Genomic DNA, 21,471 nt, shown 5'->3' on the forward strand with positions numbered 1-21,471 from the left:
CAGGTGCCCTGCCGTGTCTCGGCGGCCCCGCCGAGGTGTCACTCCGCCGGATGCTCACCCCGCACGCACGCACGGCGATGATGGCGACGGTGGTTCGCGTCCTCCTGGGCCAGTCGCCGCAGAAGCCTGACGACCGGCTCGAACAGCGCGGTGAGGACCACCGCTCGCTCGGCGAGGGCGATGCGGTCCTCGATCCCGTCGAGCTGTGCGAAGTCCAGGTCCGCGGTGGATGTGGCGAGCCGTGCGTAGGGGATGAGATCGTCGGCTGTGTAGGCGCTGCCGAGGCGGCTCAGCGCTGCGAGACTTTCGGCGAGTGCCGGGCGGTGCGGCGATGCATCGGAGATCCGCCAGCCCATCGTCTCGATGAGAGCGTCGACGCTCGCTGCGGCTCCTTCGCCCGACGCCGCTTCGTCAACAGCGCCGTCCGGCCCGTCGTCGTCCTTGATGCCCTTCGCGTTCTTGTCGGCGGAGGGCACGGGCAGTGCGTGGTGGACGACGCCCAGGGTCTCGAACGCATCCAGTGGACGGTCGACTGCATCGAGCACTTCACGGGTCCGCGCGACGGAAAGTCCGCCGAGCTGGATGAGAGAACGGATCAGACGGAGCCGCTGGATGTGCTCCTCGCCGTACTCGACCGCCGTCGGGTTCAGCGCGCGGCCCTCGGGAAGCAGCCCCTCCCGTCGGTAGTACTTGATGGTCGCCGCCGGCACCCCGGACCGGCGACTGAGCTCTGAAATCCTCATGCGCTCCCTCACGCTCAACTGTCCCACCAGTATCGCGTTACCGGGGGTTGCCCCGGTGGGATCGATAGTGCCACTATCGGGTACTCGGTAGTAACACTATCGAGTGCTTCTTCGGCGTGCCCACTTCGCGGGAGCCGCCTGCATCACCACGGCCACACCCCAGCCGTGGTTCTTCCCCGCCTTGGGCCCGGGCGAGTCGGTTCTGGGTCCGGTCGTCTCGTACGCCTCGACAACGGAGAACCACACAATGTCCCAGCGAATCGGCAAGACCCACTGGAAGCGCTTCGCCATCGGTGCGGTGCCGACCGTGGCAGCCGCGGCGGCGGTCGCCGTCTCCATGGCCCAGGGCTCCCTGGCCGCTTCGTTCAGCATCTCCGGTTCCGCCTTCCAGGTCTCGGCCGGCAAGCTGAGCGGCACCGGATTCGGCAACTACGCCACGGTGGACGTCGCCAAGAACGGCAAGCACGTGCCCGTCTCCGTCTCGTCCATCAAGAACGCGAAGGTCACCGACATGTGCCAGTCCGTCCCGGTGGACATTCCCGTCCTCGGGACCTACACGATGTCGCTCAAGGCCGGCGGGTCGGGCACGCCGGTCAAGGCCAAGGATCTGTACATCGACATGACCGACCTCCAGGCCAAGCGCGGCACCTTCAATAACGTCGACATCGGCGTCGCCACCGGTTCGATGACCAAGGGTCAGGTCAACCCGAAGGACCACGTCGATCCCAACGGCTACGCCCAGCAGGCGGACGCGGTCGAGATCATCGATGCCCACCAGACGGTCTGGGCCACGACTGCGGGAACGTTCGAACTGGCGGGCCTGCACATGGACATCGCGGCCGGCCGCCACGACTGCTTCTGACCTCGATCCCGCCCCTTCGCCTCCCGCGCGCGGAAGCGACCGGCGACTGACCAGGGGGGGGCGGCAGTGCCCCCACCGTCCTCGCGGACACCCTCACCCACTTACGACTTGGGAGCTGCCACATGACGAGTGCCGGCGCACCCGCACATCCCCACAGTGACAGCGGCTTCGCCCGCGCTCGCCAGGACTTCCGGGCCTGGCGGCGGACCCGCCCCTTCTGGGCGGGTCTGCTGGTGCTCCTTGCCGCTGCGCCCATCATCTACTTCCCCTACTACAACCTTTCCCTGGGCGGCTTGTCCGTGGCGATGTCCACCACCGCGGGGGCCGGATCCCTGGTCATCGGCCTGACTTTGATCGTCCTTGGCGGACTCCTCTGGTTCCAGCCGGTGATCAGGTTCTTCGCGGGCTGCGTCGCGGTGTTCCTCGGCGTGCTGTCGCTTCCCATATCCAATTTCGGCGGATTCTTCGTCGGCACGCTGCTCGCGGCGGCGGGCGGACTCCTGGCTCTGGCATGGGGCCCGGTGGACGGGGCCGGGCATCCGGAGGACGCACCCGACGGCGCTGAGGGGCCGTCAGCCGTCGTCAGCCGAGTGGGAGGACAGGGGAGTGAGTGACCAGTCGCCCGACACCCACGGCGAGGCCGCAGAACCCCGCTTCGCTCAACCGCCGAGAGGCCGGCACGCCATCCCCCGTACGTCCGCGCTGACACGCCTGCGTCTGCCGGTCGGGAGGGCTCTCGCGCTGACCGCGCTGCCGACCGCCCTCATCCTGGGCAGTCAACGCCTGCCCGAGTCCGCCGACACGAGTGCCACCGCGGCGCTCTCCGTTTCCGAAGAGGGGCCGGGCGGACCTGGAAACCACGGTGTCGACTGTGCCCGTCCCGACGGCACATCAGCCTCTGCGACGGAGACTCCCGCAAGCCCCACCCCGTCCGCTGATCCCCGCACGTCCAGCGCTCACCCGAGCGGGGAGCCCGTCAGGCCGCCGGAGCACACGGACGACGAGGGAGCGGGCCCGCCCCCAGCACCGGCCGTCACTCCCGCCCCCTCTCCCAGCGCAACCTCCGCCACAACAAGCCTGACGGACATCCTCGGTCCCCTCTTCCGCGACGACGCCGAGCAGCAAAGCCGGTCACCTGACGCGAGCCCTTCACTCCACGCGAGCCCCTCACCAAGCTCGGCCACTTCGAGGCCCGAGGCCACAGCACCGTCCGGGCTACGGCTGTCCACGACGCCCGCATCACCTGCCCCCAGCCACCGGACCGCTCATCCGTCGCCCCGGCCGGAGCCCACCCGAGGAACCGCTCGCACCTGCGACATCAGTGACCTCAAGGCCCCCGAGGACCATCAGGCCGGCCGATTCTCCGCCGAGCCATGGAACATGAAGGGGAGCCGCCTCGAACTGCACGACCTCGTCTTCCACGGCGTGGTGACCGTGAATACAGCCGACGGACCGAAGCGGGTACTCAAGTTCTCCGCGGCGGCTGTCACGATCCGTGACCTGAAAATGGCGGTATCCGCCGGCCCGCAAATCCAGCACATCGATGGAGCGCCCGGGTCCACGTCCACCCTCCGGGGCGACGACATCACCATGTACGTCGAAAGCCTGACAGGCACCGTCTCCAGCGTCGAAAACCTTCCCGCACCACCCGTCCTCCGCCTGCACCTCACCCCGGACACCGTCCCGGAGTGGCTCTACGACACGATCGGCAAACTCGGTCTCAAGCTCCAACTCGGCCTGTACGACGCCGACATCGACCAGGCCGGACAGACAGGCGGGAAACTCGCCATCCCGGGGATCCACGGGTACGGAACGCCTCACTGAAGCCGGCCGCAAGCGGCTGTGGCTGGTCGTGGTCATGGATGACGACACCTGGCCGCGGGGCTGTGTCGCGCGCACGGTGGTCTGCTGGTGCAGCGGCGACACCGCGGCCATGGTCTGTTCGTCGGGGGCGGGTTGCGGCACGGCGGCGGATGCGGCGGGCGATGTGCTCGGCCCCGCCGACGGGGCTGTCTTTCATGCGCGAGGCGTGTTCCAGGGGCGGGGCGGAGGGGACCAGGCCATGCAGCGAGGCAGCCGACACGAGTGCCGGGTGCGGGACGCGCCACTTCGACCACGGCGCCATCCGCGACACCAGCGCGGGAAGCGTCGGAGATTGGGGTGAGGATCAGCCAAGTGATGTCCCGTCAACCGTTCGCGCTGCGCCCGGTGGCCGGGCTGGTGGCTCGACTTGCCGCTGGATCTGGCCGGTGTCGTCCCAGATGGACCGTCTCACCGTCCAGGCAGTGCGTCGCGCCCGGGTCGGGTATCAACCCTGCCGCTGAATTCCTCGCGGCAACGGCCGCGCTCTACGGGTGCTCGGCCTTCGTCACATCTCCAGCACCAACCGCTCTCCTTCCGGTGCACGTGAGACGCAGGGCAGCATGGCGCCGGCCGCACGTTCGGTGGCCGTGAGCCGACGGTCACGGTGATCGACACGGCCATGGGCCACCCGTACCCGGCAGGTGCCGCAAAACCCCTGGCGGCAGGAGAACGGCAGGTCGGGCAGGGCCTCGTGGAGAACATCCAGGGCGGAGCGGTCGTTCGGCACTGGCAGAACCCGTCCGGTGTCGCCCAGCTGAAGTTCGAAGGGACGGCCGTCCGTGATCGGGGCCGGGGCGAAACGCTCGAAGTGCAGGGCCGGCGCGCGGCTACCACCTAACGCGTGCCGAATGCCGTCGATCATGGGCGCGGGCCCGCAGCAGTACACCGCACCCGCCGCCGGGCTCAAGCTCAAGAGATCGGCTGCTTCGGGCACGCCGGACTCGTCGTCAGGACGGATGGAGACCCGGCCAGGGGCTGCGGCTGCGAGTTCGGCCAGCTCTGCCGCGAAGGGCATCGAGCCGCGGCTGCGGCCGGTGTGCACGAGCCTCCAGTCCAGCCCGCGTCGGGCGGCTTCCCGAGCCATGGGCAGGAGCGGGGTGATTCCGATGCCGCCCGCGATGAGCAGGATGAACGCTTCGGCGGCGAAGGGGAAGGCGTTCCGGGGCCCGGTGATGGCGACCCGCATACCCTCTCCGAGGGCGTCGTGTACCTCGGCCGAACCGCCTCCGCCGTTGGCGATGCGGCGCACCGCGATGCGGTACCGGTACCTGTCGGCAGGGTCGCCGCACAGAGAGTACTGCCGCTTGCGGCCGGAGGGCAGGTGCAGTCCGATGTGGGCGCCGGGCTGCCAGGGCGGGAGTGTTCCCCCGTCGGGTGCTGCCAGCTGCAGGGAGACGACATCCTCGGCCTCTTGGCGCTTGGCGGCGACCACCAGTTCCCGGATCACGGGCACCTCGGTGGCCGGCGGGCGCCTGGGAGGAGTGCTGCGCCGCGCGAGGCCCCTGACCGCGTTGTCGCTGAAAGCCGCCAGCTTCTGCATGAAGGAGTCGCTGCGCGGTCTGCCGTACAGGTCCGGCGGCCGGGTGACGGGTGTGCTGATGTCCATGGGATGCCTCACTGGTTGCCGGGTCATCGGGCAGCCGCTCGGGCAGCAGGGGACGCCGCCAGGTAGGCGACCGCCTGCTGAGTCGAGCCCTCCTGGGTCGGGTGGTAGCCGGGGCGGAAGTAGCGCAGCACCGAGCGGGCGAACGCCCCCGGCCGGGGCAACAGGTCCTTGCGGGCCGCGGCCAGGTAGTCGCGGAAGCGGACCTTGACCCGATCGTCGAGTTCGGGGTCGGCGCTCATCAGGAAGCGGACTCCGCGGATCCACAGCCGGGTCAGCACCGGAGCGGTGACGAGCATGCCGACCACGCGGCGCCGGTACCGGGGATCGAGGTGCACCAGCAGGTCGAACGCGACCGAACGGTGTTCGACCTCCTCCGCGCCGTGCCAGCGGAACAGATCGAGCATCGCGGGGTCCGCCCCGGCCTGGTCCAGGTGCCCGTTGCTGAGAATCCAGTGACCCATATACGCGGTGAAGTGCTCGAAGGCTGCTATGAGGGCGAGCCGTTGGAGGAGGTGCGCGTGTGTGGCGGCCGGCGTCAGCTCCGGCCGGTCCCCGAGCACCCTTCGGAAGATCCATTCGGACTGCAGGGTGTACGGAGCCGGGTCCAGCCCCTTGGTGAGCAGGTGCTCCAGGACCTCCTGGTGCGCCTCGGCGTGCATCGCTTCCTGGCCGATGAAGCCGCGTACGTCCTCGCGCAGCCGGTCATCGGTGATCAGTGGCAGTGCCTGCTCGAAGGTGCGCACGAACCAGCGTTCGAGCTCGGGGAGCATGAGGTGGAGCACATCGAAGGTGTGAGTCGCGAAGGGCTCACCCGGCAGCCAGTGCAGCGGGGTGGTGCCCCAGTCGAAGGTGACGTCCCGGGGTTGCAGCACCAGGTCGTGGTGGTCGATGGGCTCGGACGGACGCTCCAGGCGGGCATGTGCGGCTCGGAACATGACAGGTTCCTTCTTCAGCGATCGGTGTGTGCGAAGGGGCGGTCAGGCAGTCGTCCAGTACTGCTGGTCTGTCAGATCGGGTGCGTGGTGTCGTTCGGATTGCGGCGGGAGCCGTCTTCGACGCGGTGGGCGAATTCCGCGATCCGGGACGCGATCTCCTCGGGGTGGCTGAGCTGTACCCAGTGCCCGGCGTCGATCGGGCGCCGTTGTATCTGGTGAGTCCAGTGCTCCACTCCGTACGACAGCACCGGGGTGACGCAGAAGTCGCGGGTGGGGATGATGAGCTGAATCGGGACGGTGGTCGGCCGGTTTCGGGGACGCAGCAGGCGGGGCAGCATGTTGGCGCGGTACAGCGCGGTGCCGGACACGGCGTCGCGGGCCAGCGTCGGCGCGGGGTAGGGGGTGTGCCCGGGCACGCCTTGGGAGCCGGTGAGGAAGGCGCGCCAGCGGTGTCCCAGTGCTCTCCAGGTCAGGGCGGGCAGGAGCGGAAGATGGAAGTAGGCGATGTACCAGGACCGTGCGGCCTGCCGCAGCATCTTCGGCAGATCCGGATGCCGCGGCCGAAGGCGGGCACGGATCAAGTGGCCGACGTGGTCCAGGCTGGGTCCGGAGATTGAGGTGAACGAGGCGATCCGCCCGGCCAGGCGGGTGCCGGTGACCGACTCCCAGGAGTGGATCGATCCCCAGTCGTGTCCGACCAGGTGCACCGGGCGGTCGGGGCTCACGGCGTCGAGAACCGCCTCCAGGTCGGCTTCCAGGTGGGACATCCGGTAGGCGCGCAGACCCCTGGGCCGGTGGGAGGCACCGGCTCCCCGCACGTCGAAGGCGGTGACGTGGAAGCGGTCGGCCAGGCGCTCGGCGACCGGGCGCCACACGGCGCTGGTGTCCGGATAGCCGTGGACCAGCACCACTGGAGGAGCCGCGGACGCTCCCCATTGGTAGGCGGCCAACTCCACGCCGTCCGCGGCGATCCGGCGGGCGGCCGGGCCGGTCATCGGCCACCACCGGCAGGGGTCAGTTCGCCGTAGTTCAGACCGCCGTGGGTGAAGCTGGGCAGCACCGGCCACTGCCGCTTGAAGGGGGCCAGCTCCGAGGAGGGCAGGATCTGCAGCCAGCGCGGATCGCGCCGGCTGGGGCCGGCGAGGGTCTTCTCCTTGACCATGGAGTCGTACTGGTCGAGGGAGTCCTCCAGGGTGTTGGCGTTGGGCACCACCTCACGGCCGTAGAACGCGGCGTGGCGGCGCACCCCGGGGATGCGGGAGAGCTCGGGCTGCCAGTTGTCGGCCGAGATGCCGTTCTCGGAGGAGACCCACACCCCGTCGGGGGTGTTCAGCACCAGGGAGTGGTTGCCGTCCGTATGGCCGGGGGTCCACAGCAGGCTGACGCCGACACCGAGTTCGACATCGCCGTCGAAGGCGGTGATGCGCTCGCCCGGTACCCCGTCCATGCCTCCGTCGACGTACCAGGCCCACTGCATCGGATGCGTCGATTCGAAGGTGCCCAGCTCCCTGCGGTGCACCAACAGCCGGGCGCGCGGGAACAGCGCTTCGCGGGGCGCCCGTTCGCCGGGAATGGTGCTGGTACTTCCCATGATCATGCGCACGTCCTGGACGTGCAGGTGGTCGAAGCTGACGAAGTCCACGTCCTCGGGTCGCAGACCGCAGGAGGGCAGGACGGTGTTCGGGTCCTGGTAGTAGCGGGCGAAGACGTGGTCGGTGAGAAAGTCCCCCGCCAGACGCTTGAGCTGGGCGTAGAACGGCGCTTGAGCCGTTCCGGCGGCGACGGTCGGCTCCCACACCAGTGTTTTCAGCTCACCGTCGAAGCCGTCGAACTGCACGACGAGCATCCGGTTGACAATGCTCACGAATGGGTTGACGGCGAGCGCGGCACCGTGGAAGCCGAAACGGGTCGGGTACGGGGCGGCGGCGATGTCGAAACTGCGGACGGCGTGGATGCGGCCCTGCTGGACGAACCGCTCACGGTAGGTGGCCGCGGCGCGGCGCACGGCGCGCAGCCGGTCACCGCGGGGCCATACGTCGTGGACACCTGCTAATTCGGGGATGGGACGCGGAGCGGCGGCGTCCTGGGCTTTCGCGCTGGGCGTCGGCTTGGGCGTGGTGGTCACGGGCTCATCTTTCGGGATGGCGAGCGGTCCGGGTGCGCTGCTCGTAGGCCGCGCGGACCGCCCGGTCGGACAGGGCGGCGAGTTGGTCGGGGACAAGGAGGTGATGCAGGGCGTCGCGGGCACGGCCTGGCAGCAGCGCGGCCAACCGGGTCAGGGCGGCTATCTGGCGGGGAATGAAGACCTCGAACCGAGGGCGCAGCACGACGTCCAGCACCGCGTCGGCTACCTGATCTGTCGTCAGGCGTAGAGCGGGGCCGGTCGCGGTGCCCACGGCCAGCTCGGTGTCCACGACACCGGGCATCACCAAAGACACGTGCACGCCAGTGCCGCGCAGTTCGGCGCGGACGGCTGTGCTGTAGCCGTGGATGGCGTGCTTCGTCGCCGCGTAGGTCGCTTCGCCGGCCGGGGCGACCTTGCTGGCGGCGGAGGCGATGTTCACTACGTGGCCGCGACCGCGTTTCCGCATCCCCGGGATCACGAGTTTCATCCCACGCAGTACGCCGTGGACGTTGACGTCGAACTGGCGCAGGGCGGCTTCCTCCGGCTCTTCCTCGAACGGGCCCACCCACATGATTCCGGCGTTGTTGATCAGTACGTCGATCGGCCCCAGCTGGGTCTCAACGGTGCGCAGGAAGTCTTCGAAGGAATGTGTGTCGGTGACGTCGAGAGACAGCCCGAGCAGTCGGCCACCGGGATGCGCGCCGATGGCATCAGCCGTCTCCATGGCAAGCTCCGCGTCGAGATCGCCGATCGCCACGGCGGCTCCGGCTGCGGCGAGCCGGGTTGCGACGGCACGCCCGATTCCGCGGCCCGCCCCGGTGACCGCGATCACTCGGTCGGTCAGCGGTTCTGTGCGGGGGAGCCTGTCGCGGTCTCTTCGGCTGAACGTGTACGGGTTCCTGGGCGGTGCTGCCACGGTCGAGCCCCTTCCTTGCCCTGAGCATGAGCGGAACGCTGAGCGGCAAGCGGCCCCCACGCGTGTCTGACAAGATGCCGTGTCAGATGAACTGACAAGCTAGAGTGTCAGTTCAGAGCACACCGGTGTCAACACCTCTGCGAAGGGAAGACATGACCGGCACACCGACCGTCGGGCGGCGCTACGGCGGACGCGATGCGGCGCAACGACAGCAGGAGCGCCGCACCCGCCTCATCCAGGCGGGCCTCGACCTGTTCGGCACGGCCGGATACGCCTCGGTCTCCGTCAAGCAGGTGTGCTCGCATGCCGGACTGACCGAGCGCTACTTCTACGAGTCGTTCCGCGACCGCGAAGACCTTCTCGCCGGGGTCTACAACGAGCTGATCGCTACGATCACAGCCGAAACCGCGCAGGCCGCAGCCGCTGCCGCCCCCGATGTCGACGCCCAGCTGCGCGCCGGCCTCGAGGTCTTCATCCGCACTCTGGCCGGCGACGCCCGCAAGGCCCGCCTGGTGCTCATCGAGGTCGTGGGCGCCAGCCCCCGCCTCGAAGTGCGCCGCCGTGAGGTCCTGCACGAATTCGCCGCGATGGTCGCCGCGGTCGTCGGACCGCACCCTGGCCCGGAAGCCTCCTCCAGCCGGCTCGCCATGACCACGATGAGCCTGGTCGGCGGAGTCAACGAACTCCTCGTGGACTGGACGCTCGGCCACCAGAACGCCACCGTCGAAGAACTGATCGACCTGTGCTACACCCTGTTCATCGCGGCCTGCCGAACCATCAGCGATCAGCCCTGATCACGCAGGCCCGGATGCCTTCAGGAGCTTGCTGCACCGGACGGCAGCCCACGACCCCTGTTCAACGGCCCGGCGCTCCGTCGGCGGCCTTCGGCAGCGGCAGGCCGACCAGCGCGCGGCGCAACCGTGCCGGCTTCCGCCCAGCCTCGGTCGGTCCCCGGCTCCATGACATTCCGGCCGCGAGGCTGCTCGAGATCCAGCAGTCCGAAGCCGCGAACGGCGCCCCGCCGTGGGGCGACCCTGGCCCGCTCCCCGGCTTCGGCGCCTTCGTCGACGGCACCGTCATCCCGCGGCACCCCTTCGCCGACGGCGCCGCGCCCTTCTCGGCCGATAAGCCGCTGATGTGCGGCACCTGCCGTGACGAAACGGTGTTCTTCAGCCTTTTCGGGCCGCCCGGCATCTTCAGGATCGACGAGGCCGGCCTGCGCAGCAGACTGAGCAGCACGTATCAGGGCGCCGAACTCGACCAGATCATCGGGACCTTCCATGCGTCGCGGCCCGGCGCGACGTCGGCACAGCTCTACTTCGCGATCACCACCTCGCCCATCTGGCGCGACGCGGTCAAGATCGCGGAGGCCAAACGGGCTCAGCACGCCGCGCCCGTATTCATGTACCAGCTCGCCTACCCGAGCCCGACCCTGGTGCCCGGCACCGATTTCCCCGTCGGCTCACCGCACGCGTCGGACATCAACCTCAAATTCGCCAACACCGACAAGAACCTCGACTACATCCTCAACGTGGATCAGTCGCCGGGACGGCTGGCGACCGCACGGCATATGAGGGACTGTGGGCGGGCTTCGCTCACACGGGCCGCCCCACGGCGGAGGGCGTGCCCGAGATGGCCCGCCTACACCCTGACCGACCGTTCCACGATGTGGCCCGACGCCAGGTGCCGGATCGTCACCGATCCGGACAGGAAGGAAAGACTGTTCTGGGAGAACCGCGACTGAGTTTGGCGTTCAACGTCGCAGGGCGGCGCCGGTAGCGCACCGTGAATCCCTCGAGCTGCTCGGCGAACGAGACTTTCGAACAGGCCGGGTTCTCGCAGTACAAGCGGCGTGTGCGTGGTCGTCCCGGGCGTTTGGGCCGGCAGGAGGCGGCATGGCGTCGTGTGAGGAGGAACCGGATCTTGTCCTTGCCGAGTTGGCGTTCCAGCACGGTGATCTGGTGTTGGCGTGGTGCGGCTCCTGGGGGCGGGGCCGTCCGGTCCCGTGGCTCCAGGGAGGCGGCCGGTCAGCGGCCGTCTCGGTGTACGTGTGCGTGTGCTTCGGCGAGGAGGAGGTAGCTGCTGGCGGTCCAGGTGTAGGCGCGGTCGCGCAGGCCCGTTCCGGTGAGGGCGTCGAAGTTCTCAGCGAAGCCGTGGGTTTCGCACAGGGCGCGGAAGCGGGTGCTGATGTCGTCCGCGAGGCGCTGGTGGCCGGCTCGGCGCAGTCCGTCCTCGATGAGGACGGTGGCGGGGGCCCAAATCGGGCCGCGCCAGTAGCCGTCGGCGAGGTAGTACGGGGAGGTGGTCAGTTCGGTGGCGAGGCCGTACGGCGTCAGGTGGGCCTTGATGTGGTCGGCGAGCGCGCTGCTGACGTCACCGGGCAGGTGTTCGCCCAGCACGACGGGCATCAGGTCGAGGAGGCTGGAGCTGCTCCAGGCGTCCCCGGTGCGGGCCCCCTTGGCGAGGAACCTGTCTCCGGCCCAGAGCTGGTCGAGCAGCGCGGCCTGGATCTCCTCGGCGGCCCGCGTCCACCGGCCCACCTCATCCTGCTTGCCCAGCTCCTCGGCCAGCTGAGCGAGTTCGCGCAGCTGGAGGACCAGGAAGGCGGACAGGTCGGCGGTGACAACGACCCGCTCGGGGCCGAAGGTGGTGGCGTTGTCCCAGCCGCTGTCGTTGCCGTGCTGGTAGTGGGCCAGTTCGGCGCCGGGGGCGCGACGCGCGGTGAGCCAGAAGTCCGTCCAGCGTTCCAGCCTGTCGTACACCTCGGCCAGTTGGGCCAGGCCGGGCGGCGTCGGCAGCCGGCGGCGCAGGTGGCCGAAGGCCCAGCCGTGGATGGGAGGCTTGACAAAGTTGTGGAGCACCTCGGAGTGGGTGACCGAGTCGGGCAGGGCGCCGCTGTCGTCCTGGTGGTCGAAGGGCAGGGCGAACTGGTCCAGGGCCAGCTCGGGGCAGCCGGCTGCCAGGGCGAGGGCGTTGAAGCAGTGGTCCCAGCTCCAGACCTTGTCCATCCAGTGCTTGGACATCAGCACGGCGGGACGAGTGACCAGACCCGTGGGTCGTACGGTCGCCGACCAGAGGACGTAGGCGGCGAGTTCGGCGGCCGGGGTGGCGGACGAGCGCCAGGGGGCCACTGCGTCGACGAAGACCGCGAAGGATCTCCGTGCTGTCTCCACGACCTCGTCGAAGGCCGCCGAGGACGTGTACGGGGGGCGGGCGGTGTCGAGTTCCTGGATCGCGAGCTCCCAGACGCCGTCCGCCTCCGCGGTCACGATGAGACCGCGGTCCGCGCTGCCCAGCGCCTGGGCCCCGGACGTGCCGGTGACGGTGCCGGACAGCACGGTGACGCGGTAACGGCGTCCGGTCTCGTACGACGTGAACACATGCGTGCCTGTCGCCGGATCGTCGAAGAAGTACGTTCCGCTGAACGGGGTCAGGACCTGCGCGGCGGCACGGACGCCGATGCCCAGGCCGCTCCCTCGCAGGCGTACGGTGTCCGGCGACTCGTAGGCGAGGTCGACGCGCCCGCCTTCACCGATCCAGCTGAGCAGGCCCGCAGTGGCCTCGACGCGCGTTTCGGCGCGGTCGCCCGTCGCTGTGGCCAGGGGGGTCAGCCGCAGGACGGCGTGCATGCCGTTCTGGTGCGAGACGAGGTGGAGGTCCTCGGCACGGGTCTTCTCCGCCACCACGGGCGAGATGCCGAACCAGGATCCGTGCGTACTGAACGGGATGTCGTGGACGGAGAAGGCCGGACCGGGTCGGGCGGCGGTCATGACGCTGACTCGTTTCTGGAGCAGGAGGCATCGGCCGGCTGACATCCAGGCGGCTCGGTCGTGACGGGATGGGACGGGGAGGGCTCAGTCCTTGACGGCGCCGGCGGTCACACCGGCGGCCACATAGCGCAGGGCGAGGATGAGGATCACCGCGGCGGGCAGTGACGCCACGACGGCGGTGGCCATGATGGCGTTCCACTCCTGGTTGTTGTTGCCGGTGGAGTGTGTGGCGGAGGCCGGGGCTTCGTCCTCAGGGGGTGCCGGCGGCGGGCCCGGTGCTGGCCCGCAAGGAGATCGGCGGCGCGAGCAGGTGGTGCCGAGCCGGCGCGTCGGGGTTGTCGAGCCGCTCGACGAGCAGGTCGACGGCGCGACGGCCCATCGCCTCCGCCGGTACGTCCGCCGCGGTGAGCTGCGGGGTCACCGTCTCCGCCCAGCGGCCGGCCACGACACCGGTGACGGAGAAGTCGCGCGGCACATGGCGGCCGGCCTGGGCGAGCCCCCGGTAGAGGCCGCCCAGGGCCGCCTCGTTCAGTGTGACCAGGCCCGTGGTGTCCGGGTCGTCCCGCAGGATCCGCTCCAGGCATGCCTGTCCCGACGCGGCATCGTCCCCGCAGCTGTACGTCCGCTCCGTGAGGCCACGCTCGGCCGCCGCCTTGGTGAAGCCGTCCAGCCCCCGGTGCGCGGACTCGTACCCGGCCCGCAGGAGCTGCTCGGGCCGGTTGACGAAGGCGACCCTGCGGTGGCCGAGGTCGGCGAGGTGGTGGACGCAGGCCGCCGTCAGTGCGGTGTGGTCGAGGCCGACCCACCAGCCGCGCTCCGGATGGGCGGTGCGGCCGATGGCGACGGAGGGGAGGTCCAGGGCGGCCAGGTGATCGACCCGGTCGTCCTCCAGCCTGATCTCCATGAGGATGGCGCCGTCGACGCGCCGTTCCGCCAGCAGCCGCTGGAACGAGCGATCACTGTCGACGCCGCTCGGGGAGAGCAGCACGTCGTAGTCGTGGGCCGCGGCGGCCTCCACGACACTGCCGATGAAATCCAGCTGCATCCCGGTGTAGTGGTTGCCCGCCGGCGGGAAGACCAGGCCGATTGTGCTGGTCCGGCCGTTGGCCAGGGCGCGCGCACTGGCGTTGGGCCGGTAGCCCAGCTTGTCGATGACCTCCTGGATCTTCCGGCGGGTGTCATCCGAGACGGGGCGTTTGCCGCTCAGCGCGTAGGACACGGTGCTCCGCGAGACACCGGCCCGTCGGGCGATCTCACCGATGTTCACGGGAAACTCCTTGCTCGAACCGGTTCGGTGTCCGGTGGGGGCAGAGTGCCTGACTCGCGTGGGCAGGGGGTTGGGGAGAAAATGGCCACCGGTCGTCGAACCGGTTCGCGTGAAGTGAACGTAGGAACAGGTCGGGCGACTGTCAACACCTGAAACGACACTTCTCGTAACGGCCCTCGAACCTGGAGGATCCGCGGACTTCGCTTGTGTCAGCGGTATTGCTGAGAGGTTTTCTCGATGCTAGCTTCCTGCGAACCGGTTCGATGAAGTGATCCTTCCGTCGCGAGTGAGACCGATCGTGGGGGAGGAGCTACCAGGACGTTTCGGCAACGGGGCGAGCGGCCGTGCCGGGCGTCGCGGCACCGAGGACTCTTGCTTCCATGTCGTAAGCCCCCTTGCCTCGGGGCATTCGACGAAACCGTTTCGACAGCGCGTCACCTCGGACTCTCCTCACTGGCAACGGCATGCGCACGAGCAGCCGGCCGAGGCGGGCCGACCGGAACCCGTTACTCAAAGATTTGAGGACGCAATCCATGCCATCCGCTGACAGATCAGCCCGGCGCCGGGCCCCGGCCGCCGTGGCCCTGGCCCTCGGTGCGGGCATGCTGGCCGCACCGGCCGTACCCGCACAAGCGACCGATACGCCCCAGCCCACGGCCCGCTACACCTTCGACCAGGACGACCTCGCGTCCGGGAAGATCGCCGACAGTTCCGGCAACGGCCTGACGGCGAGCCTGGTGAACGGCTCCACCGCCAGGTCTGTCACGGGCACGGACGGAGGCAAGGCGCTCGCCCTGCCCGGCGGGGCGCCCACTTCCGACGGCGCGTACGTCCGGCTGCCCCGTGAAGTGGTCGGCGAAGCGGCCGACCTGACGATATCCGCCCGGGTGAAGTGGGGCAGCGACACGTCGTCCTGGCAGCGGATCTTCGATCTGGGCACCGACACCACCAAGTACCTCTTCACCACCCCGTCCAACGGCGAGGTGCTGCGCACCGCCGTGACCACCGGCGGAGGGGGCGCGGAGGACGAGGTCTCCGGGTACGCGGCGCTCCCCTCCGACACATGGCGGACGGTTACCGTCACCCTCGACACCTCCGCCGGCAGGCTCACCACCTACCTCGACGGCGTGGCGGTGTCCTCCGTCGCGACGACCACCAAGGCCAGGGAGATGTTGGACAGTTCGGCCGCGACCGCCGGCTACATCGGCAAGTCCTTCTATCCTGATCCGCTGCTCAAGGGCGCGATCGACGACTTCACCGTGTGGCACACGGCGCTGAGCGCCGAGCAGGTGGCCGGCACGGTCGGGAACGTCCCCACGCTCCAGCAGGTCTCACGGACCTCCTTCGAGGCCCGCACCACCACCGGAACGGCCCCGTCCCTGCCCGCATCGGTCCGCTCGTCCTTCTCCGACGGCTACGACCGCGACACACCGATCACCTGGGACGCCGTGCCGTCCGAGAAGTACGCACAGCCGGGCACCTTCACCGTGGCCGGAGCCGCGGCCGGACGCAAGGTGAAGGCAACCGTCACCGTGGTCCGCGAGGGGCAGCTCACCGTCGACCTCGGCTCGGCCACCGGCGCGTTCCACGGTGGCGGCTCCGGCACCCTCTACGGGGTGTACGGGGACGGCGTCCCCACCAACAACCTCATGGAGGGCATGGGCCTGCGCACGGTCTCCACCAAGGCGCAGGACGGCCCGCAGCACCCCGGTGCTGACGCGCTGGAGGTGGTCAAGCCACTGGCCGACTCCACCGACGGTGACGTGTACATCTACATGACCGACATCCACCGCGGCTTCCCGTACCAGTGGCCGGGCGACACCCCGCAGGAGAAGCTCAAGCTCTACCGGGCGAAGATCGCCAAGCAGGTCGACCAGGTCCTGAAGCTGCCCGAGCGGTACCAGGACAACATCGTCTTCGTGCCGTTCAACGAGCCCGAGGGCAACATGTTCGGCACCGGCGAGTGGAGCTACAACAAGGTCAGCTGGCTCGACGACCCGGACGACTTCTTCGCCGCTTGGGACGACTTCTACAAGCTCATCAAGAGCAAGATGCCCGACGCCCGCATAGCCGGCCCCAACACCAGCGTCCTCTACAACCAGGTGAAGGGCTTCCTCAGCCACGCCCTGGCCGCCAACACCCTCCCCGAGGTCATCACCTGGCACGAGCTGAGCCACCCGGAGGCGGTGCGCGGGAGCGTCGCCACATACCGGGCGTGGGAGAAGGAGCTGTTCAAGGGCACCGGCAAGGAGGGCACTCAGCTCCCCATCAACATCAACGAGTACGCCTTCAACTACCACACCTCCGTCCCCGGCCAGATGATCCAGTGGGTGTCCGCGATCGAGGAGTCCAAGGTCGACGCCGACATCGCGTACTGGAACATCGACGGCAACCTCTCCGACTCCGCGGTGCAGTCGGGCCGCGGCAACGGCCAGTGGTGGCTGCTCAACTCGTACGCCTCGATGAGTGGGCGCACCGTGAAGGTGACCCCGCCGTTCCCCGGCGAGAACTACACCATGCAGGGCGTCGCCACACTCGATGAGAAGAAGAAGCAGTCCCGGCTGATCTTCGGCGGCTCCACCGGCAAGGGCCACATCACCTTCGCGGGCGTCCCGAAGAAGCTCTTCGGGGACCGTGTGCACGCCTGGGTGAAGGAGATCGACTGGAGCGGGCAGGTGGGCGACAACTCCGGCCCGAAGCTGCTCACCGAGCAGAACCTGAAGGTCGGTGACGACGGCACGGTGGTCGTCGACTTCGGCGACGGCGCGCTGCCGAAGCTGAAGGAGTCCTCGGCGTACGAGATCGTCCTCAGCCCGGCCGGGAAGGCGAAAGGCACGCAGACCCCACCCACGCGCTGGCAGGCGTCGTACGAGGCGGAGGACGCCGCCCACACCGGCTCCGGCTACTCCAAGAACGGCCCGGAGGGCTCGCCCCGCGACGTGTCGAAGTTCTACACATCCGGCGGCTACGACGTGGGCGGCCTGCGCACCGGCTCGGACGTCACGCTCGACTTCACGGTGGACGTACCGCAGGACGGTACCTACGACGTGAGCGCTTTCGCCAACTCCCTCAACACCTCCGACAAGGTGAAGGATCAGGGCCCCACCAACGTCTTCCTGCGCGTGGACGGCAAGGCGGACAGCGAGCAGGAGCTGCACCTGCCGCTGGCCTACAAGTGGGTGGTGTGGGACCACACCGGCACCAAGGTGAAGCTCACCAAGGGCAAGCACACCCTGACGCTCGCCGCAAAAAGCCTCGACGGCAAGCGTGCCACCAAGGGTGACGCCATCGTCGACCGCCTCACCCTCTCCCTCCCCGAGGCTTCGGCCGCCACCCAGGTGTACGAGGGCGAACTGGCCTGGCTGGACGGCCGAGCGCAACCCGTCTACGACCTGCCGAAGCACGCCAGGACCCCCGCATCCGGCTCGGGCGCGGCCCGGCTCCCGAAGAACGGGACCGCCACGTTCTGGGTCTACTCACCCGCCGACCGCGAGGCCACCCTCGAGGTCGACACCCTGCAAGGCTCGGGCGCCCGGCTCGCCGTCAACGGCCAGGACGTCCTGCGCCTGGACAAGGGTGGGAACAGCGTGGCGGTCTCTCTGTCCGGCGGCGTCAACAAGGTGACGGTGACCGGAGGTTCGGCCACCACCCTCGTCGACCGGCTCACGGTGACGCCCACCGAGGGCAACCTCAAGGCGCGTACGTACGAGGCACAGGACGCCGAGCTCGCCGGCTCGGCCACGCCGGCCCAGCTCTCGCTGGCCACGGACGGCACGGCGATCACCGGGATCGGCGGCGACCCGGGCAACGGCAACACGGCCACGTTCACCGTCGCCGCGGACAAGGCCGGCCTGTACGCGCTGCGCATCCGGTACTCCAACCCCGAGCAGTCCCCGGCCACCCACTACAACCCGGACCCACTCGCCCGCCACGCCGACCTCACCGTCAACGGCGCCAGGACACGGCGCGTCAGCTTTCCGCACACCTTTCACCAGAACAACTTCTGGGAGCTGACCGTCCCCGTCCAGCTCAAGAAGGGACAGAACACGCTCACCCTCCGCTCCGAGGAACTCCCGAACTTCGACGGCACCACTTACGCCTCGGACACCTTCCCGGGGGTGCTGCTCCGCTCCCGTTACGCGCCACTGATCGACCGGATCACCGTCGCGCCGTACGCGAGGGAGGTGCGATGAGGTGATCGCAGCGACGGCGAGGTGACGTGCACGGAGACCGGGTGGGGGCACCGTCTCCCCACCGCAACCCGCCAGGGACGGAGGCGGCGAGTACGTGTCGGCGTTGAGCTTTCGGTGCGGTACGTGGGCCAGTTTGTCGCGCAGCCGATGGGGCCGCTGTATGCCTGTGTCACAGTCCCGCGAGATGCCTGCTTCGGCATTTCGCCGAAGGTGAGCATGGAGTACGCCAAGGCGAGGAGCTGCTCGCTGCGTCAGGTGCAGCAGTTCTCGGCGTTCCCGGTCCGTGCGTGCGCCGGTCACGCCGCCCCGTGCAGATCGCTCAGGGCTTCGGTTTCCTCGACGTCCACACCACAGGGCCGCGCGGGACGACCCCGACGAGTGCGCCGAGGAAGTTGGACATGTCCGTCTCGAAGCTGGTGATGTCGACGTAGGAGCGGTCGGGCTTTGCGGCGGTGGTCGGCCGCACAGCGCGTCCTCCTCTGCTGAACGGTCAAGTGCGTTTGGGGCCGGTCAAGTGGGTTACGGCAGGCGATCCAGGGGGTTCTCGGTGCGGGGTTGTGTGCCTTCTCGGCGGTGTTTCGTTGTGGAGGCAGCTCTTGGCCCGGATCGTCCAGGTCCTGGAGATCGAGAACCACCAGCTCAAGGAGGCCAACACGAATCTGCGCGGGCAGTTGGCCGCCCAGGGAGCAGTCCGCGATCTGACCCAGCGACGTCAAACCTGACTCCGCGCGATGAGACGCAGGGGCAAACACTTCGCTGGATTCGACGCCCTTGCACGCGAAATATGCCCCCGCCCGGTATCTCCCGGGCGGGGGCATGGCACGGCCGGACCGCATCACGGTCCGCGTTAATTGACGGTTACCGCGTTGCGGTGGCCAGTGCCGCGCGGATGGCGTCCTCGCCGACCGGCTGGCCCTTCTCGTTCGAGAACGGCCCGTACGGTGTTCCCCACACCGGCGTGCCCGTCGCCTGCCGCCAGCTGTCGGCCAGGGTTCCCGCGTCTACCACGCTGTAGCCGATGGAGTCGATGAATTCGGTCACCGCCGCCTTCGCCGGCGCGGAGTCCCCGGCGATCGGCAGGTAGGAGCGGTCGGCCGCCCCTGCCGGGCGGGCGAGTGACAGCAGGTGCTTGTAGAAGATGTTGTTGAACGCTTTCACGAGCATGGCGTCCGGGATGTACCGCAGAAGCAGCTCGCTTGAGGTGAGGGACTTGCTGTCGAGCTCGGGGATGTGCCCGTCACGCTCGGGGCCGTAGTTGCAGGTGTCGATGACCGTCTTCCCGGCCAGTGGCGCGGCGGGCACGTGGGGGAAGGCGCTCACCGGCACCGTGACCACGACGATGTCACCGGCCGCCGCGGCCTCTTCGCTCGTCGCCGCGGACGCCTGCGGCCCCAGTTCCTCGGCCGTGTCCACGAGCGTTTCGGGACCGCGCGAGTTGCTGAGCACCACCTGGTGCCCGGCCCTGACAGCGAGTCGCGCGAGGGTCTTGCCGATGCTTCCGCTTCCGATGAATCCCACAGTTGTCATAATCTCAACGTCCTTCAGAAGAGCCGAACTTGCCGGTTGCCGGGCTCGTTACGATCCGGGTTCCCGACGTCAGCCGGCGGGGAAGTAATGGCCGTTGTCCAGATCGGTGAGCAGGCTGGGTTGAGCGGGTTCCCAGCCGAGGGTCCGGCGGGTGATGAGGTTGGACGCCGGGTAGCTCTGCGTGACGATATTCGTGAGGAACCCGAAGTACCCCGGCGTCATCAGGGCATCGTTGGGAACGCTCACGGCGGGCAGGCCCAGGCGGCCGGCGATGGCCTCGGCGATGTCGCGGAATGTGATGCCCCCGTCCTCGACCGCGTGCCAGTATTTGCCGGCCGGACCCTTCTCCAGCGCCAGGCGGAACAAGGTGGCGGCATCGCGGATGTGCACGGCGTTCCACAGGTTCGCGCCGTCTCCGGGGTAGCCGACGAAGCCCTTCTCCTTCGCGAGCGCGATCAGCGTGGGGAGGAAGCCGGCACGATCGGTCGTGCTGTGGGCGATGGTGGCGAGCCGCACGACCGAAGACCGCACCCCCTGCTCGGCGAGGTCGACAACGGCCCTTTCCACGACGTTGCGGACCCGCAGGGTGCCCTTGTGCTCCTCGCCGGCGGGGAGGGCCGGGTCCTCCTCGGTGGCCGGCCGCTCCAGGTTCCCGGGCGAGCCGATGCTTCCCGCCGTGACCAGCGGCTTTCCGGTTCCCGCGAGTGCCTCGCCGTACGCGAGCATGATCGGGAGCTCCGCAGCGGCCACGGCGTCCATCCCGCCGGACGGAAGCAGATCCTGCCTGTGGGCGACGTGGATGACGCCATCGGAGCCCGAGGCTGCCTCCTTGAGCCCGTCGAGATCCTGAAGGTCGCCGCGGCGCACCTTCGCGCCGAGCGCGGACAGGGCCTCCGCGGCCGTGTCCGATCGGGCCAGGCCGGTGACCTCGTGCCCGGCGGCGATGAGCTCGGGGATGATGTACGAACCGGAATGGCCGGTCCCCCCAGCGACGAATACGCGCATTTAACTGTCCTTGTGAGGGTAGGTGCAGGGTCTTCCCGTGCCGTAAGTGAGCTGGCGTAATGCGGCACGAGAGGTAGTGGTAGGGGCGTGCTCAGCCGAGAAGGGTGATGCCGAGGGAGAAATTGGTGTGCTTGACGGAGTGGTTCATGAGGCCCAGCTCCAGCAGGCCGACGTTCTCCAGTGCTCGCGCCATGAACAGTTCCCCGGTGTCCCAGGGGCGCAGCCCCAGGCTCTCGACGAACGCCGACACGCGTGCCTTCGCCTGCGCGTCGTCGCCGGCGATGAACACGTCCAGAGGGCGGTCCTCGGCCGGGCCAGCCGCCAGAACGTGGGAGAACACAGTGTTGAACGCCTTGACGACATGGGCATCGTCGGGAGCCGCCTTGGCGATCTCCTGTGCGCCGGAACTGTCGTCGGGGACGACGAAGCCCTGCAGGTCGGGGGCTACGGGGTGGGTGAGGTCGACGATGATCTTGCCGCGCAGTGCGTCCCCGTACTCCCTCACCACCGCCGCCGCGCCGGCGTACGGCGCGGCGAGGATCACGATGTCCCCGGTCGGGGCGGCCCCGGCCGTCCCTGACGCTGCTCATCGGTGTTCCTGCTTTCCGGGCTTTGGCCCTGCTGTCAAATTCCAGTGTCGAATTCTTGTGCCGAATTCA

19 protein-coding genes and 1 pseudogene are annotated in these 21,471 nt (G+C 69.0%); 7 read left to right on the top strand and 13 right to left on the bottom strand.

What is annotated here, in order from left to right:
* Positions 1-38 precede the first annotated feature (38 nt).
* The gene (locus tag ACFZCY_RS38680) at positions 39-770 is read right to left on the bottom strand and encodes a MerR family transcriptional regulator (protein WP_391184488.1); all 732 of its coding nucleotides are present in this window, start codon (positions 768-770) and stop codon (positions 39-41) included.
* A gap of 220 nt (positions 771-990) precedes the next feature.
* On the opposite strand from ACFZCY_RS38680, the gene ACFZCY_RS38685 reads away from it, so the two are divergent.
* From ACFZCY_RS38685 to ACFZCY_RS38695, 3 genes are all read left to right on the top strand, one after another.
* Positions 991-1,605 (top strand): DUF6230 family protein, encoded by a 615-nt coding sequence (locus tag ACFZCY_RS38685; protein WP_391184492.1) that lies wholly within the window; start codon positions 991-993, stop codon positions 1,603-1,605.
* Between the two features lie 122 nt (positions 1,606-1,727).
* A complete protein-coding gene (locus ACFZCY_RS38690; RefSeq protein WP_391184495.1) occupies positions 1,728-2,219 on the top strand; it encodes a DUF6114 domain-containing protein in 492 nt (163 codons plus the stop codon).
* Positions 2,220-2,985: 766 nt separating this feature from the next.
* Complete coding sequence (locus ACFZCY_RS38695) at positions 2,986-3,429, top strand: hypothetical protein (RefSeq protein ID WP_391184497.1); 444 nt, start codon at positions 2,986-2,988, stop codon at positions 3,427-3,429.
* 544 nt (positions 3,430-3,973) lie between these two features.
* Here the strand turns inward: ACFZCY_RS38695 and ACFZCY_RS38700 are convergent.
* The 5 genes from ACFZCY_RS38700 to ACFZCY_RS38720 form a co-directional block, all read right to left on the bottom strand.
* Positions 3,974-5,074 carry a 2Fe-2S iron-sulfur cluster-binding protein gene (locus ACFZCY_RS38700; protein WP_391184500.1) on the bottom strand — a complete coding sequence of 367 codons (1,101 nt, stop codon included), beginning with the start codon at positions 5,072-5,074 and terminating at the stop codon, positions 3,974-3,976.
* A gap of 23 nt (positions 5,075-5,097) precedes the next feature.
* The gene (locus ACFZCY_RS38705) at positions 5,098-6,009 is read right to left on the bottom strand and encodes a metal-dependent hydrolase (protein ID WP_391184502.1); all 912 of its coding nucleotides are present in this window, start codon (positions 6,007-6,009) and stop codon (positions 5,098-5,100) included.
* Positions 6,010-6,080: 71 nt separating this feature from the next.
* On the bottom strand, positions 6,081-7,004 hold the full coding sequence (locus ACFZCY_RS38710) for an alpha/beta fold hydrolase (RefSeq protein WP_391184505.1): 924 nt from the start codon (positions 7,002-7,004) through the stop codon (positions 6,081-6,083).
* On the bottom strand, positions 7,001-8,134 hold the full coding sequence (locus ACFZCY_RS38715; protein WP_391184507.1) for a hypothetical protein: 1,134 nt from the start codon (positions 8,132-8,134) through the stop codon (positions 7,001-7,003). The genes ACFZCY_RS38710 and ACFZCY_RS38715 overlap by 4 nt, the downstream gene beginning before the upstream one ends.
* 4 nt (positions 8,135-8,138) lie before the next feature.
* Positions 8,139-9,110 (bottom strand): SDR family NAD(P)-dependent oxidoreductase, encoded by a 972-nt coding sequence (locus tag ACFZCY_RS38720; protein WP_391184510.1) that lies wholly within the window; start codon positions 9,108-9,110, stop codon positions 8,139-8,141.
* Between the two features lie 92 nt (positions 9,111-9,202).
* On the opposite strand from ACFZCY_RS38720, the gene ACFZCY_RS38725 reads away from it, so the two are divergent.
* Both ACFZCY_RS38725 and ACFZCY_RS38730 read left to right on the top strand, forming a co-directional pair.
* A complete protein-coding gene (locus ACFZCY_RS38725) occupies positions 9,203-9,844 on the top strand; it encodes a TetR family transcriptional regulator (protein WP_391184512.1) in 642 nt (213 codons plus the stop codon).
* A gap of 14 nt (positions 9,845-9,858) precedes the next feature.
* Positions 9,859-10,794, top strand: coding sequence for a hypothetical protein (locus tag ACFZCY_RS38730; RefSeq protein ID WP_391184514.1), 936 nt, complete (start codon positions 9,859-9,861; stop codon positions 10,792-10,794).
* Positions 10,795-11,077: 283 nt separating this feature from the next.
* On the opposite strand, the gene ACFZCY_RS38735 is transcribed toward ACFZCY_RS38730, so the two are convergent.
* The 3 genes and pseudogenes from ACFZCY_RS38735 to ACFZCY_RS38745 form a co-directional block, all read right to left on the bottom strand.
* On the bottom strand, positions 11,078-12,820 hold the full coding sequence (locus tag ACFZCY_RS38735; protein ID WP_391184517.1) for a trehalase family glycosidase: 1,743 nt from the start codon (positions 12,818-12,820) through the stop codon (positions 11,078-11,080).
* Positions 12,821-12,904: 84 nt separating this feature from the next.
* Positions 12,905-13,045: pseudogene (locus ACFZCY_RS38740) on the bottom strand (carbohydrate ABC transporter permease); the annotation flags it as partial.
* Between the two features lie 25 nt (positions 13,046-13,070).
* Complete coding sequence (locus tag ACFZCY_RS38745; protein WP_391184519.1) at positions 13,071-14,087, bottom strand: substrate-binding domain-containing protein; 1,017 nt, start codon at positions 14,085-14,087, stop codon at positions 13,071-13,073.
* Positions 14,088-14,620: 533 nt separating this feature from the next.
* Between ACFZCY_RS38745 and ACFZCY_RS38750 the strand changes: the two genes are divergently transcribed.
* The gene (locus ACFZCY_RS38750) at positions 14,621-18,280 is read left to right on the top strand and encodes a LamG-like jellyroll fold domain-containing protein (RefSeq protein WP_391184522.1); all 3,660 of its coding nucleotides are present in this window, start codon (positions 14,621-14,623) and stop codon (positions 18,278-18,280) included.
* A 319-nt stretch (positions 18,281-18,599) separates the two neighbouring features.
* Here the strand turns inward: ACFZCY_RS38750 and ACFZCY_RS38755 are convergent, their stop codons facing one another.
* The gene (locus tag ACFZCY_RS38755) at positions 18,600-18,746 is read right to left on the bottom strand and encodes a hypothetical protein (protein WP_391184525.1); all 147 of its coding nucleotides are present in this window, start codon (positions 18,744-18,746) and stop codon (positions 18,600-18,602) included.
* A gap of 130 nt (positions 18,747-18,876) precedes the next feature.
* On the opposite strand from ACFZCY_RS38755, the gene ACFZCY_RS38760 reads away from it, so the two are divergent.
* Positions 18,877-19,002: a hypothetical protein gene (locus ACFZCY_RS38760; RefSeq protein WP_391184528.1), complete on the top strand. Its 126-nt coding sequence runs from the start codon at positions 18,877-18,879 to the stop codon at positions 19,000-19,002.
* Between the two features lie 136 nt (positions 19,003-19,138).
* Here the strand turns inward: ACFZCY_RS38760 and ACFZCY_RS38765 are convergent, their stop codons facing one another.
* The 3 genes from ACFZCY_RS38765 to ACFZCY_RS38775 form a co-directional block, all read right to left on the bottom strand.
* Positions 19,139-19,798, bottom strand: a complete 660-nt coding sequence (locus ACFZCY_RS38765; protein ID WP_391184572.1) for an NAD(P)-binding domain-containing protein — start codon at positions 19,796-19,798, stop codon at positions 19,139-19,141.
* A gap of 78 nt (positions 19,799-19,876) precedes the next feature.
* Entirely contained in the window at positions 19,877-20,812 is a 936-nt protein-coding gene (locus tag ACFZCY_RS38770; protein ID WP_391184531.1) for an NAD-dependent epimerase/dehydratase family protein, read from the bottom strand.
* Between the two features lie 91 nt (positions 20,813-20,903).
* On the bottom strand, positions 20,904-21,356 hold the full coding sequence (locus ACFZCY_RS38775) for an NADPH-dependent F420 reductase (protein WP_391184534.1): 453 nt from the start codon (positions 21,354-21,356) through the stop codon (positions 20,904-20,906).
* Positions 21,357-21,471: the final 115 nt, after the last annotated feature.

This window comes from Streptomyces sp. NPDC007983, assembly GCF_042958345.1.
Taxonomy (GTDB): Bacteria; Actinomycetota; Actinomycetes; order Streptomycetales; family Streptomycetaceae; genus Streptomyces.

Coding starts and splice junctions, on each gene's coding strand:
- ACFZCY_RS38685 (WP_391184492.1), top strand. CDS start 991: ATGTCCCAGCGAATCGGCAAGACCCACTGGAAGCGCTTCGCCATCGGT.
- ACFZCY_RS38690 (WP_391184495.1), top strand. CDS start 1,728: ATGACGAGTGCCGGCGCACCCGCACATCCCCACAGTGACAGCGGCTTC.
- ACFZCY_RS38695 (WP_391184497.1), top strand. CDS start 2,986: ATGAAGGGGAGCCGCCTCGAACTGCACGACCTCGTCTTCCACGGCGTG.
- ACFZCY_RS38700 (WP_391184500.1), bottom strand. CDS start 5,074: ATGGACATCAGCACACCCGTCACCCGGCCGCCGGACCTGTACGGCAGA.
- ACFZCY_RS38705 (WP_391184502.1), bottom strand. CDS start 6,009: ATGTTCCGAGCCGCACATGCCCGCCTGGAGCGTCCGTCCGAGCCCATC.
- ACFZCY_RS38710 (WP_391184505.1), bottom strand. CDS start 7,004: ATGACCGGCCCGGCCGCCCGCCGGATCGCCGCGGACGGCGTGGAGTTG.
- ACFZCY_RS38725 (WP_391184512.1), top strand. CDS start 9,203: ATGACCGGCACACCGACCGTCGGGCGGCGCTACGGCGGACGCGATGCG.
- ACFZCY_RS38730 (WP_391184514.1), top strand. CDS start 9,859: ATGCCTTCAGGAGCTTGCTGCACCGGACGGCAGCCCACGACCCCTGTT.
- ACFZCY_RS38735 (WP_391184517.1), bottom strand. CDS start 12,820: ATGACCGCCGCCCGACCCGGTCCGGCCTTCTCCGTCCACGACATCCCG.
- ACFZCY_RS38750 (WP_391184522.1), top strand. CDS start 14,621: ATGCCATCCGCTGACAGATCAGCCCGGCGCCGGGCCCCGGCCGCCGTG.
- ACFZCY_RS38770 (WP_391184531.1), bottom strand. CDS start 20,812: ATGCGCGTATTCGTCGCTGGGGGGACCGGCCATTCCGGTTCGTACATC.